Source organism: Streptomyces sp. NPDC002092 (assembly GCF_053593775.1).
Genome location: NZ_JBSFDG010000012.1, coordinates 266108 through 279611, shown reverse-complemented (window position 1 = coordinate 279611; position 13504 = coordinate 266108). Strand labels below are relative to the sequence as shown.

Here is a 13504-nt window from a genome sequence, read left to right as displayed (position 1 = left end):
CGTAGTGAGTCCCCGATAGTGAACGCAAGCGTTCACTTAAATTGGTGTCACGTGGCGAATCCCCCGTTGCTGCCACCTGGTGCTCCCACCCCCGAAAACTCCGCTCCCCCTGCTCGCTGGAGATACGCAGATGGTTACTTCGCGCTGGACGGCCGCCCCCGCTCAGGCGGCCTCCCTCCGTCGGCGCGGCGCCGTGCTCGAACGCGCGATCCTCGATGCGGCCCTGGAACAACTCAGCACGGTCGGCTGGAACGGCCTGACCATGGAGGGCGTCGCCGCCGGTGCCCAGACCGGCAAGGCCGCCGTCTACCGGCGCTGGCCGTCCAAGGAGGACCTCGTCGCTGACGCCCTGCAGGCCGGGCTCCCGCGCATAGAGGAGGCGCCCGACCTGGGCAGCGTGCGTGAAGATCTGCTCGCGCTGTGCCGGCAGGCGCGTGAGGCGATGTTCTCGCGACCCGGTTTCGCGGTCCGCTCCGTGATTCACGAATGCGACCCGATTCAAGCGGAGCGCTTTCACGGCGTGATCTTCGACGGAATCGTGGAGCCCACCATCAAGCTGCTTCGAGAGGTCATCACCCGCGGAATAGAGCGGAACGAGGTGCGGCCCGACGCGGCGAACAGCTATGTCTTCGATGTCATCCCGGCCATGATGATGTACCGCTCCAAGCTGCGCGGAAGCGAATGGGACGATCGTGATCTTGAGGAGATGATCGACCAGTTGATGGTTCCGCTGCTGCGACCAGGGGGCGACTGAGTACAGGGAGCCGCCGTCCTGAAGCGGGAGTGGGAGCCGGGGTGTCGCCGGGTGATCCGCGGGGCGTAGGCTGAGGGCGCCATGCCGTACGAACCGCCTACACACACCGTCGAGCGCTCCCTTCGCGCCACGACCGGAGCGAAGATCATTGCCGGTGTCGACGAGGTGGGGCGCGGTGCGTGGGCCGGCCCCGTCACCGTCTGCGCGGCGATCACAGGACTGCGTCGGCCTCCCGAGGGCCTCACCGACTCCAAGCTGCTCACCGTCAAGCGGCGCACGGTTCTTGCCGTGGAACTGCAGAAGTGGGTGACCTCGTACGCGCTGGGGCACGCCACGCCGGAGGAGATCGACGAGCTGGGCATGACCGCGGCACTGCGCCTGGCGGCGGGGCGCGCCCTGGCGGCTCTGCCGGTCCGTCCCGACGCGGTGATCCTCGACGGCAAGCACGACTATCTGGGCTCGCCCTGGCAGGTCCGTACGGTCATCAAGGGCGACCAGTCGTGCGTGGCGGTCGCGGCGGCCTCGGTGATCGCCAAGGTCCAGCGCGACAAAATGATGGCCGAACTGGGTATCGACCATGCAGACTTCGGTTTTGCGGACAACGCCGGGTATCCGTCGCCCGTGCACAAGGCCGCACTGGCGGAGCGGGGGCCCACCCCGTACCACCGGTTGTCGTGGGCGTATCTTGATGCGCTGCCCCAGTGGCGACATCTCAAGAAGGTCCGCAGTTGGGCGGACGGAGGCGTTCCGGAAATCGAGGGTCAGCTCGGCTTCGACTTCTGACGAATCCGCTCGCGCTCATGTGCCACCCGCCGACGCGAGCCGCACCAACGTTTGATAAATATCAGCCCATGCCTCTCATTCCCGAGGAGCCTCAGATTCACGAGAGTGCCCAGGGTCCCCGCGCCACGCCGGCCAGCGGCCGCACCGCGCCGACCCCCCGTCCCGTACCTGGTCCCCGTCCCGCGGCTCCGCCGCGTCCCGGCCGGCCTGGTCCGCTCCGGCCCACGCCGCCGGTGCAGCGCGCGTCGCGTGACGTGGCCGTCGCCACGCCCGGACCCCCGGTCCCGGCCGCCCCTGCCGCCGTCACTGCTTCGGCCACCCCGCAGATCCAGCTGATCCCGGCCTCGGCGCAGGGCGCACTCGACGCCGCCGAGGAAGCCGTGGACCTGCTTCTGGACTCGGGGCGCGCCCCCGGTGACGTACTGGTGATCACCACTGGTGAACAGCACCCGTGGGCCGCCCACGAACTGTCCTTCGGTGAGGCCTCCTACTGGGCGCAGCACGACGCGGGCGACGACGTCTTCTACACCGACGCCTCTGCCGCCGGTCGCGCAGCCTCGCGCCCCGTGGTCGTGGTCGCCGTCAACGGCGGCTCCGAGGCGGCGGTCGCCTCCGCCCTGCCGCTGGCCCTCACCCGGGCCGGAGCCCTGCTGATCGTGTGCGGCGACCCGCAGCAGATCAACTCGGTGCTGGGCGCGGGTGTCTGAGTCTGTTCCGGAATGTCCACGGGGACACCGGAGCGACGAGGACGCCGCTGCGGCGACATCGGCACAGCGGGCGTTTCGGCATGCGCAGATATGGCCGCGACGCCCGGTGCGCGCATCCGCCTGCTCCTGTGGTGTGACGGGCGAGGGGGAGTGCCGGCGCGCTGGGCGGGCGTCCGTCGTTCTCGCAGCGAACGTCTCCCAGAGCATGCGGCGGTGACTGCTCGGAGCGCCGACGGGCGGCCCTGACCGGAGTGTGTGCAACTCCCCTCGTTCGGTGCGCGGCGAAGCCGGCGTACGAAGGGAGCTTGCTGGTCGGTCGGGCCTGATCCGTCGGCGTTCTCAGCGGGCTGCGGCGCGGCGCAGGACCTCCGAGGCGGCACCACCGGTGCGGGGCAGCGGAGGCGGCGCCTCGGACATGCCGAAGGGCTCCGGTGAGGAGTCCGCGTTGGGGCGGCGCCCCCCACGGCCCTCCCCGAGCACTTGCCAGCCGTCCCGGGTCAGCGTGATGTACGCCCCGCAGCGCAGCCCGTGCAGTGTGCAGGCGTCACGCAGGCCCCACATCCATGCGCCGTCCTCCTCGGTCCAACGCGCGTCGCCCTCACGGCAGTAGAGCAGCACCGCGGTGCGCACCGGTGTGCGGCGCCGCAGGTCGTGCGGGATGACCCGGCGAAGCTGCGCAAGCAGCGTATTGCGGAACATCCAGCCGTCCGCGGGAGCCGGGCGGCGGGTGAACGAAGCGCTCGCGCACAGGCGTTCGTCCGGGTCGAGGACGGCCACCACCGCGGTCGCGGGCCTTGGGTGATGCCGGGAATGGAGTCCGCTGACGACCTCTCGGGGATTGCGCAGCAGAGGAATTCCGGCGGCGGCCCACTCCGCGGGTTCGAGCATGCGGGTGAGAGGGTTGGCGGATGCGGCGGACAGGTCGGCAGACGTCGACGTGGATGCCGCCGAGGACGGAGCGAATCCGAAGGTCACGGTCCTCCCTTCGGCTACGCGCCCACACTGGGGGCGGGGTCATGTTCAGGGGAGCGCACGCCGCAGCAGAGCCCTACCGGACCACGGACGAGCCGTGCGGGGAGCGGAGTTCAATTCTTCCTGTCGAACTTGGATGCGGCAACGAGCAATTGGGGCCACTGACCGAAACGCGGCGGTGTGCGGTTTATATCCCTACCCAGTACGTTGCGTCACGACGCATGCGCCGACCGTTCACCTCGAGTTCGTGCACCGTTGGAGCGGAGGGTTTCAAGGCGCGGCTGCCGAGCGGCGTGCGGTGCCGCGGTCAGCCCTGGACGGCCAGGACGAGTGGCAACACTCCCTGCGCACCGGCACGTCGGAGCAGGCGGGCCGCGACCGCGAGCGTCCAGCCGGTCTCGGTGAAGTCGTCCACGAGGAGGACCGGCCCCGCGGCCTCGGCGAGAGCGGAAGCGAGGGCGGGCGGCACGGTCAGTGTGCCGGACAGGGCCTTCAGGCGCTGCGCACTGTTGCTGCGCGAGACGTGGGCCGCGTCGCTCGTGTAGTCCACGCAGCCGAGCAACGGCAGTCTGCCGATCTCCGCGATACGCGCACCCAGGGAGTTGATCAACTGGGGGCGGGTGCGCGAGGAGACGGTGACCACACCCACCGGGCGCGGCTGCGGGTCGACTACTCCGGGAGCCCATCCCCCCGGTCCCTTGGCCCAGTCGGTGAGCACTCCCACAACGGCCTTCGCCACGTCGTCCGGCACGGGAGCGTCCGGGGACTGTGGGGCCAGCATCGGCCGCAGCCGGTTGCCCCAGCCGATGTCCGACAGGCGGCCCAACGCCCGCCCAGGAGCGGCCTGTTCACCGACCGGGATGCGTCCCTTGAGATCTACGCCGATCGCCGGCAGGCCGGTCGGCCACATACGGCGTGGCTCCACCTCGACGCCCGCCCGGCCGAGATCGACACGTGCCGCGTCCAACGCGGTCCTGGACATGTCCGTGGTGAACCGCGCGCCCGCGCAGTTGTCGCAGCGGCCGCAGGGCTTGGCGCCCTCGTCGTCCAACTGGCGCTGCAGGAACTCCATGCGGCAGTCGGTCGTCGAGGAGTACTCCCGCATCGCCTGCTGCTCGGTCCTGCGCTGGCGCGCGACCCAGTCGTACCGCTCCGCCTCGTACGTCCACGGCTGCCCCGTGGCGATCCAGCCGCCCTTGACCCGCTTGACCGCCCCGTCCACGTCGAGCACCTTGAGCATGGTCTCCAGGCGGGACCGGCGCAGCTCCACCAAGGGCTCCAGGGCGGGCAGCGACAAGGGTTTGTCCGCGCGCGCCATGACGTCGAGAGTGCGGCGCACCAGGTCTTCCGGCGGGAAGGCGAGCGATGCGAAGTACTCCCAGATCGCCTCGTCCTCCTTCCCCGGCAGCAGGAGCACCTCGGCGTGTTCGACCCCGCGTCCGGCGCGGCCCACCTGCTGGTAGTAGGCGATGGGCGAGGACGGCGAGCCGAGGTGCACCACGAATCCGAGATCCGGTTTGTCGAACCCCATGCCCAGCGCGGACGTGGCGACCAGGGCCTTCACCCTGTTGGCGAGGAGGTCGTCCTCGGCCTGCTGCCGGTCGGCGTTCTCGGTCCTGCCCGTGTAGGAAGCGACGGTGTGACCACGGTGCCGCAGGAAAGCGGTGACCTCCTCGGCCGCGGCCACGGTGAGCGCGTAGATGATCCCGGAACCCGGCAACTCGCCCAGGTGGTCGGCGAGCCAGGCCATACGATGTGCGGCGTCCGGCAGCCGCAGCACGCTCAGACTCAGGCTCTCCCGGTCCAACGGGCCCCGCAGCACCAGGGCGTCCGACGAGCCCCCCGTGCCGAGCTGTTCGGCGACGTCGGCGGTCACGCGCGCGTTGGCGGTGGCAGTGGTCGCGAGCACCGGGACGCCCGGCGGCAGATCGCCGAGCATGGTGCGCAGCCGCCGGTAGTCCGGACGGAAGTCGTGCCCCCAGTCGGAGATGCAATGGGCCTCGTCCACCACCAGGAGCCCGGTGGCGGCGGCGAGCTTGGGCAGTACCTGATCCCGGAAGTCCGGATTGTTGAGGCGCTCCGGACTGACCAGCAGGACGTCGACCTCGCCCGCGGCGATCTCGTCCTGAACGGTGTCCCACTCCTCGGTGTTCGAGGAGTTGATCGTCCGCGCATGAATACCCGCCCGGGCTGCCGCCTCGACCTGGTTGCGCATCAGCGCAAGCAGCGGGGAGACGATGACCGTGGGCCCGCTGCCCCTGGCCCGCAGCAGCGACGTCGCCACGAAGTAGACCGCGGACTTGCCCCACCCCGTGCGCTGCACGACGAGCGCCCGGCGTCTGTCGGCGACCAGCGCCTCGATCGCCCGCCACTGGTCCTCGCGCAGCCGGGCCGCGCCCGTGGCGTCCCCGACGAGGCGGGCGAGGACCGCGTCCGCGGCCGCCCGGAGTTCCGCGTTGCTCGTGTGCTCCATGCACCCCATCAAACAGGACGCCACCGACAAGCCCGGCCAGGCCTGTGGAGGAGACAGGCCCTTGACGTGTCCCTGGCCCGACTTATCCACAGGGCAAACCGGAATATTGCGATCCGCGAGATCGTCGGCGCATGACGAACCACGGCGAAACCACTGGATCCCCCGAAAACGGCAAGGCCGGACGTGAAGGCGCCGAGCGCCACGACGGACCCGGCGACCCCGGCCGGGAAAAGCACGTCGGCCCGGCCGCTTCGGACGACCGCGGCGGGTGTGACACGCAGGGCAAGCACGCTGCACAAGACGCGCACGAGGAGCGCCCGGGCCGCCCGGACCACGTCGACTGCACCGCCTACGACAGTCATGGCCCCGAGCACCAGGTCACGCTGCGCACCCCGGCCGAACTGGCCGATGCCCTGCCCTATCTGTTGGGGTACCGGCCCGAGGAAAGCATCGTCCTGGTCGCCCTGCACGACCGGGACGGCCGCGGCCGCTTCGGCGGCCGTGCCCGGCTCGGCATTCCGGCGAGTGCGGACGACTGGGCTTCCGTCGCCCAGCAGTTGGCCCACGGGCTGGTCACCGGCAGTGAGCGCAGGGGCGCCCGGCCCGAACAGATGGTCGCGTACCTCTGCCAGGAGCCGGCGAAGGGCGAATCGGGTCGGCAGGTCATGGAGCGGTTGCGCCCGCTGGCTCAGAAACTGCGTGTCGAGTGCGGACAGCTCGATGTGCCCGTGATCGAGGCGCTGTGCATCTCGGACGGCCGCTTCTGGTCGTACTGCTGCGCGAACGAGGCGTGCTGTCCGCCCGACGGCCTGCCCATGGGCCTGCCCGGCACCTCAGTGCTGGCCGCCGCCGCCACCTACGCCGGCCTGCAGGTACGGGGCACTCTGCGGGAACTGCGGGCCAGGCTGCTGCCCTGGGAGACCGCGGCCGCCCTGGAGCAGGAGAGTGCCCTGGATGCCGCGAGCATGGCGTTGGTCCCCAGGATCCTCGACGGCACCAGCCGCGAGGGTGTCGCCGAGGAGACACTGGAGCTGTCCGCGCAGATCATGCGCCGACTTGCGGGCGCACCGCCCGTGTCCGGCACGCTCACGGCGGACCTCCGCGACGACGAACTGCTCGCACACGACGAAGCCGCGACCCTGATTCTCGGCCTGCAGGACCGTGCGACCCGGGACCGCGCGGCCGAGTGGATGGAGGGCGAGGAGGCCGCGCTCGCACTCAGGCTCTGGCGGGCCCTGGCCCGCAGGTGCGTCGGACCCTACGGCGAACACGCGGCGGCACCGCTGACACTGGCCGGTTGGGTCGCCTGGTCCACGGGTGACGACCTGGAGGCCCGGGAAGCCCTCGCCATGGCGCTCGGCGCGGATCCGGGTTACCTCTTCGCCCGCCTGCTGCACCAGGCCTGCAACGAAGGGCTGGACCCGGAGTCGATCCGCCGCTGCCTGCGAGCGGAGCGACAGGACCGGAGGCAGACGGCAGTCGAGCAGTCGCACGACACAGCGGGAACCGCAGAACCGGTGACGGTCCAGGCCGTCGAGTCGGAGCTGGTGTCGGAATCGGTCTCAGGATCGGTCTCGGGATCGGAGTCGGAGTCGGTGCTGGAGTCGGAATCTGTGTCGCGATCGGTGCCGGATCCGAGGTCGGAGGAGGCTTCCCGCCCGCGACGCCGTGTCCGCTCCAGCGGCACGGTCCGCAGCCACTCCCGCTCGGCGAGGGCGGAAGGCCGGGGGAGTGGCACGAGCGTCCCGCGCCCGCGGACGGCAGTGGCGAGCGGCACCCGCCCCGGCTCCACACGGACTGGTCGCACCCGCTCGCGTACCCCCGGGAAGGGCGCCGCGCGCCTCGGCGACCAGTGCCCCGAAGGCCTGCGTCCCGGAAGCGACGGCACAGGGGAGCAGTCGTGAGCAGGTAGGGGACGAGGGATGGCCGGGGCGGGCGGACCGACGCCGGCTGCGGGACGCTCCGCGCGCCGCAACCAGAATTCGGCGGCGTTGATCAGCGTCGCCGCCGACCATCCGGGCGGGCCCGTCGCGAGCGTGACCCGGAGGACTGCTCTTCCGTTCACCTGAGTGGCGGAACGCCTGGATGGGTGAGGCCGCCACACAGTCCACGACCGTCCGGATCCTCTCACCCGGCGCCGCATACGCCCGAGGTGCACCGAGCGCAGAAGAAGCCGCCCCATGCATCAGCCGACTCCGCCCTCCGCTGCCGGCGACGACACTTCCGGCGCAAGCCGGCCCACGCTGTCTCCCGGGGCGGGCGCCCCCCTGCCGGCCCACGCGGACCGTTCCGCCCTGCGCGACGCCCGGTCCGCTGCCGACAGCACGCACGCCTCTGCACCGAGCGGCCAGGACCGGTACCCGCCCGGGGCGACGGAACGACCCGGATCGGCGATCGGGGCGGCCTGTCAGGATCGACTCCCTGGCAGGTCGACCGACCGGGGCCTCACCGCCGTTCGCCCGCACGACCCCGGGCGCTGTGCACTCGAGCCGACCGAGCCGGGCCGCTCTGCGTCCAGCCCGACGCCTCCGGATCAGCCCCCACCCGGGTCGGCCGACCCGCCCCGGCCCCCCGAGCCACTCACAGGTCGGCAACACGCACTGCCGTCACCTTCAAGCCGGAGTCGGATCCTGCCCTCGCCCCCGGGTCAGACGCCCCGCTCGTCCACCTTCTCGCCCCCAGGAGCAACTCCACCCTCCCGAGCCGCAACGCCGCCGACGCCCCGCCGGTCCGTCGAACTGCCGTCCACGCACACCGCCATGATCTGCGTCGCACTCCCGGGGCTGGCCATCTCGTCCGAGGACGGGCAGATGACCGGTCAGGGGCTGGAAGGGTTCTACCGGGCGGGCCGACGCGTGCTCTCCCGTTGCCAGGTCCGCGTGGCCGGGCGCGAACCGCTGGCGGTGCACGCCCGGATGACCTCGTCCGGCCGAGCCCGCTTCGTGGGCACGCTGCGTGCCTCGCCACACTCCGGCCCGGACCCGGACCTCGTCGTCGAGCGGATCCGCCATGCGGACGGGACGGAGCGCATCACCCTGCACAGTGCGGCCCGGCGCCCCCTGCGTGTGCCTCTCGAAGTCGCCCTCGGCACGGACCTGGCCGACCTGGGCGCCATTGCGTCGGGCACCGCCGGGCCCGAACTGCCCGCCAGTGTCCACGACTCGGGCCTGCGCTGGTCCGGCGCCGCCGGGAACTCGTCGGTCACGGCAGATCCGCCGCCCGCGGACGCACTGGCCTCCGCAGGGTTGCTGCGCTGGGAGTTCGAGCTGTCCCCGGGCGGCAGCACCAGCGTGGAGCTGCGGGTACGGCCGGAGGGAGCGGGCCCTGTCCGGGCCGTGCGCCGCGCGGCCACGAGCCCTCTTGCCGCCGCCAGGGGGTCCGGTGACGACCCCAGGGTCCAGCCGCTGCTGCGGACGAGCGTCGAGGATCTCCATGCCCTGCTGCTGCGCGACCCCGCCGACCCTTCCGACATACAGCTCGCGGCAGGAGCCCCCTGGCGGTGCGGCCCGGCCCCGGCCGAGGCACTGGCGGCGGCGCGGATGACGCTGTCCCTCGGGACCCGGCTCGCCGCAGGCACGCTGCGCAGCCTCGCGCGCACCCAACTCCGGGGCGTGGGGCCGCAGTCCGGCATGATCCCCGGTCCCCGACGGGACGCGGGCATCCATCTGCCGCCAGGCTGTACCGGCACGGAAGCCACGCTGCTCTTCCCCGCGCTCCTCGCGGAGGCCCGCCGCTGGGGCCTTCCCGAGGCCGAGACGGAGGAACTGCTGCCGGCGGCCGAGCGCTGCCTGGCCTGGCTGCGGACGACCGTCGGCGAGGGCACCTACCTGAGTGACCCGCAGCCCGGCGGTCCGGTCCGCTGCGAGACGCAGGCCCACGCCCACCGTGCGGCCCTGCTGGGGGCCGATCTGCTCGATGGCTGCGGGAGGCCGGGCGGCGCCGAGCTGCGACAGTGGGCCCAGATGTTGCGGGCGGAGTTCAGGAGGGACTTCTGGGTCGACGACCGGGGTGGCGGCAGGCCGGCCGCCGCTCGCGCCCCCGACGGCACCCCGCTGCCGTACCTGGGTGCTGCCGCCGCCCATCTCCTCGACACCGGCCTGCTCGGCGGGGGCGAGCCGGCCCTCGGGCTGCTCGACAAGGTGCAGACCGAACAGCTCGCCCGCTTGCTGGGCGGCCCGGGGATGGACTCGGGCTGGGGGCTGCGCGGACTGGGCGTGAAGGAAGCCGGCTACAACCCGTTCGGCCACCGAAGCGGCGCCGTGCGGGTCCACGAGACGGCGATCGCCGTCGCAGGCCTGGCTGCCGCCGGCTACGAGAAGGAGGCGGGTTCGCTGTTGAGGGGCGCCCTGGCGGCGGCCGAGAGCTTCGGACACCGGCTGCCCGAGATGTACGCGGGGGAGCAGCGCACCGCCGGGAGTGCTCCCCTCCCGCACCCGGCGGCCTGTCGTCCGGCCGCCACGGCGGCGGCCGCCGGTGTGCTGCTGCTGGTGACTCTCGCGGGTATCCGTCCGGACGCTCCGGCCGGGACGATCACACTGCGGCCCATGCACAGTGCCCCCCTGGGCGAGATCGTTCTGAGGGGACTGCGCATCGCCGGGGCTCCCTTCTCCGTACGGGTCAGCCGCCTCGGCCTCGCCATGGTGGAGGAGGCCGCCGACGGGCTGCAATTAGGAGTGTGACCTGGGACGACGTACCACCGCACAGCACCCGGGACCAGGGGGTGCGGCTCATACCGGAGCGAAGTGGATCAGCCGTCGAAGCGGCCGGCGAAAGGAGTGTTTATCGTCAGGCAGACGACTATGATCGCCGCATGCCCTACGACCCGTCAGCATTTCCGCCCTTCGCCGTCACCGTGGACCTGGTCGTGCTGACCGTGCGCCGGCATGCCCTGTGCGCGCTGGCGGTACGCAGGGGCGAACCACCGTTCCAGGGGCGCTGGGCGCTCCCCGGCGGCTTCGTACGGGCCGACGAGGATCTGGCACAGGCAGCCGCGCGTGAGCTGGCCGAGGAGACCGGGCTGCGTGCCCACGACCCTGCCGTTCCCGCCCAGGACAACGGTGCCCACCTGGAGCAACTCGCGACCTACGGAGACCCCAAGCGGGACCCGCGGATGCGCGTGGTCAGCGTCGCCCACCTGGCACTCGCCCCCGACCTGCCCGCACCCCGAGCGGGCGGAGACGCCAGCAATGCGCGCTGGGCGCCGGTCGAGGAACTGCTGCAGCAGGGCGGTTACGGCCGGGACGGCGAACCTGTGGCGCCGCTCGCCTTCGACCACGCCCAGATCCTGTCCGACGGTGTGGAGCGCGCCCGCTCCAAGATCGAGTACTCGTCGCTCGCCACGGCGTTCTGCCCCACCGAGTTCACCGTCGGCGAGCTGCGCCGGGTCTACGAAGCGGTGTGGGGCGTGGCCCTCGACCCGCGCAACTTCCACCGCAAGGTGACAGGTACACCCGGGTTCCTCGTCCCCACCGGCGGGACCACCACTCGCCAGGGCGGCCGCCCAGCCCAGTTGTTCCGGGCCGGCGGCGCCACACTGCTCAACCCCCCGATGCTGCGCCCCGAAGTGTGACGGCACGGTGCCGGGCGGACCGGCCACGGCCTGCAGAGAGGGCCGCGCTATACCCGAAAAATCGGACATAGCGCGCTATCTTGCTTCGGGTGATCCAGGCCTACGGATTGACCAGCAATCCCCGCAAGGAGCTTCCGCCCGCGGTCGACGACGTCTCCTTCGACGTGCGCGCAGGCCGCGTCACCGCGCTGCTCGGCGCGCCGGGGGCGGGCAAGACGACCGCACTCAAACTCATGCTCGAACTCCAACAGGGCCGTGGCATCACCTACTTCAAGGGCCGCCCCTTGCACCGCATCGCCCATCCGGGGCGCGAAGTCGGCGTGCTCCTGGGTGATGTACCGGGGCACCCGGCCCGTACCGTCCGTGGCCATCTCCGCATGCTGTGCGCCGCGGCAGGAGTTCCAGCCCGCCGCGCCGACGAGGTCCTCGAGGTGGTCGGCCTCGTCAGTCTGCGCGACGAACGCCTCGGCACCCTCTCGCGCGGGATGGACCGCCGCCTCGGCCTGGCCTGCGCCCTGCTGTCCGACCCGCACACGCTCGTGCTCGACGAACCCGCCGGCGGTCTCTCCCCCCGCGAGTCCCGCTGGCTGTACGGCATGCTGCACGCACACGCCGCTCAGGGCGGTACGGTCCTGCTCACCACGGCCGACCCCAAGGAGGCGGCGCGCAGCGCCCACCGGGTCATCACGCTGGAGCGGGGCAGGCTCGTCGCCGACCAGGACGCGGAGGACTTCGCCCGCACCCGGCTGCGCCCCCGTGTCGCCGTCCGCAGCCCGCATGTCGTGCGGCTCGCCGCCCTGCTCACCAAGGAAGCCCGCACCGGCCATCGCTCCGTCGAAGTCGTGCACGAGGGCGGCAACCGCCTCTCCGTCTACGGCAGTAGTTGTGCCGAGGTCGGAGAGACCGCGTTCCGCCATGGCATCCTCGTACATCAACTCGCCGACGAAATCGGCGACATGGGGCCCGGAGCGGTGCAATCCCCGGTCGACGGGCCGGAATCCGCCGACGAGCCGCAGGTGCCGGACGAGCCACCCGCCTCGGACGGGGCCCTCGGGCCCGACGCGGCAGCGCACTGCTCGACCCCGGCTGACGCGGCCGGGCAGGCAGGCGCCGAACCGACCTCCCCGACTCCGGCCGATGCCTCGTCCGAAGCGCACCCCGAACCGCAGTCCCCGGCTGACGTGCCCGGTGAGGTCGGCAGGCTGAAGGCACCCTTCCACGCGCCCCAGTCACGTGTGCCGGCGGGGCGCGCCCCGACGCCGGCCGTACGCCCGGCTGAAGCAGGCGCCCTCGACGGCCCGCCCTCCCTCCCGCCCCCCATCTCCGTCCGCCCGGCTCCCAGCCCCCTGCGGCCTCTGCGCTACGAAATCCGTCGCGCCGCCGGCATCGGCACCGGGTTCGTCACCGGGGCCTTGGTACTCGTCGTGTCCGCCCTCGCCGCCGTTCTCCTGGCCCGGATCGGACACACCCCACAGGCGCGCCTGCTGGCCGCGTGGCCGCGTGAGCTGCCGCTGCCGCCCGCCGCGCTCGGTGCGGGACTCCTCGGCGCGCTGGCCTTCGGCGACGAGTTCCGCCATCCCGCACTTGCGGCGGATCGCGGCACCGTGCCCCGTCGGCTGGGGCTGCTCGCCGCGAAACTCCTCGTCGCCACGGCCACCGCGCTGATGCTGGCCTTCCTCACGGTCGGCTGCGACGCCGAGGTGCTCTACATCGTCTACGGACGGGAGCTCATGCAAGTTCCCATGGACTGGCTTTCGCTGAGCGCAAGTTGGCTCGGTCTCGTCGTCGGATGTGCCTGGGCCGGAGTGCTGGCCGCGGGCGTCTTCCGGTCCACCACGGCAGGACTCGCGGCCGTGATCTCCGTACCGGTCGTCGTCGTTCCGCTCGTACAGAAGGCCTTGGCGGGATCGTCCGTGCGGATGGCGGCCGGACTTCCGCTGCGGTTGCGCGAGGTGTTCCTGCTGCAGTGGCCCTTCGGGGGAGAGCGCTATCTGTGGGCCGCGGCGAGGGTGATCGCCCAACCCGTCGGCGGTGCCCTGACGTTGTCGCTCACCGCTCTGCTCTGCGCGTATCTGCTCACCACCCTGCGCAGCAGGGCCCGATGACAACCGTCCGTGCGCTTTCGTCCTACCCTGTGCGCAACTCCCTGGGGAAAGCCCATTTCTTTCCGATAAGGCGTCAATTGCGACGGGGTGAGCGATCACCCTTTCGTGTGCTTTTCACCAAAGACCTCAAGGGAGTTGGAG

The 13504-nt window shown here is 71.9% G+C and carries 9 protein-coding genes; 7 read left to right on the top strand and 2 right to left on the bottom strand.

Annotated features, from left to right (window positions below; all coding sequences use genetic code 11):
- Nucleotides 1-130 precede the first annotated feature (130 nt).
- The 3 genes from ACWCRD_RS27945 to ACWCRD_RS27935 all read left to right on the top strand — a co-directional run bounded on the left by ACWCRD_RS27945 (nt 131) and on the right by ACWCRD_RS27935 (nt 2244).
- Nucleotides 131-754 (top strand): TetR/AcrR family transcriptional regulator, encoded by a 624-nt coding sequence (locus ACWCRD_RS27945; protein WP_450968525.1) that lies wholly within the window; start codon nt 131-133, stop codon nt 752-754.
- An 81-nt stretch (nt 755-835) separates the two neighbouring features.
- On the top strand, nt 836-1537 hold the full coding sequence (locus ACWCRD_RS27940) for a ribonuclease HII (protein WP_450968524.1): 702 nt from the start codon (nt 836-838) through the stop codon (nt 1535-1537).
- 68 nt (nt 1538-1605) lie between these two features.
- Nucleotides 1606-2244: a hypothetical protein gene (locus tag ACWCRD_RS27935; RefSeq protein WP_450968523.1), complete on the top strand. Its 639-nt coding sequence runs from the start codon at nt 1606-1608 to the stop codon at nt 2242-2244.
- A 339-nt stretch (nt 2245-2583) separates the two neighbouring features.
- Here the strand turns inward: ACWCRD_RS27935 and ACWCRD_RS27930 are convergent, their stop codons facing one another.
- Nucleotides 2584-3219 (bottom strand): hypothetical protein, encoded by a 636-nt coding sequence (locus ACWCRD_RS27930; protein WP_450968522.1) that lies wholly within the window; start codon nt 3217-3219, stop codon nt 2584-2586.
- A 304-nt stretch (nt 3220-3523) separates the two neighbouring features.
- Nucleotides 3524-5689 (bottom strand): RecQ family ATP-dependent DNA helicase, encoded by a 2166-nt coding sequence (locus tag ACWCRD_RS27925; RefSeq protein ID WP_450968521.1) that lies wholly within the window; start codon nt 5687-5689, stop codon nt 3524-3526.
- 131 nt (nt 5690-5820) lie between these two features.
- On the opposite strand from ACWCRD_RS27925, the gene ACWCRD_RS27920 reads away from it, so the two are divergent.
- The 4 genes from ACWCRD_RS27920 (at nt 5821) to ACWCRD_RS27905 (ending at nt 13363) form a co-directional block, all read left to right on the top strand.
- Nucleotides 5821-7593, top strand: a complete 1773-nt coding sequence (locus tag ACWCRD_RS27920; RefSeq protein ID WP_450968520.1) for a DUF4192 domain-containing protein — start codon at nt 5821-5823, stop codon at nt 7591-7593.
- Between the two features lie 855 nt (nt 7594-8448).
- Nucleotides 8449-10368: a glycogen debranching N-terminal domain-containing protein gene (locus tag ACWCRD_RS27915; protein WP_450968519.1), complete on the top strand. Its 1920-nt coding sequence runs from the start codon at nt 8449-8451 to the stop codon at nt 10366-10368.
- Nucleotides 10369-10499: 131 nt separating this feature from the next.
- Nucleotides 10500-11258, top strand: a complete 759-nt coding sequence (locus ACWCRD_RS27910; RefSeq protein ID WP_030939512.1) for an NUDIX hydrolase — start codon at nt 10500-10502, stop codon at nt 11256-11258.
- An 89-nt stretch (nt 11259-11347) separates the two neighbouring features.
- Nucleotides 11348-13363 carry an ATP-binding cassette domain-containing protein gene (locus ACWCRD_RS27905; RefSeq protein ID WP_450968518.1) on the top strand — a complete coding sequence of 672 codons (2016 nt, stop codon included), beginning with the start codon at nt 11348-11350 and terminating at the stop codon, nt 13361-13363.
- Nucleotides 13364-13504: the final 141 nt, after the last annotated feature.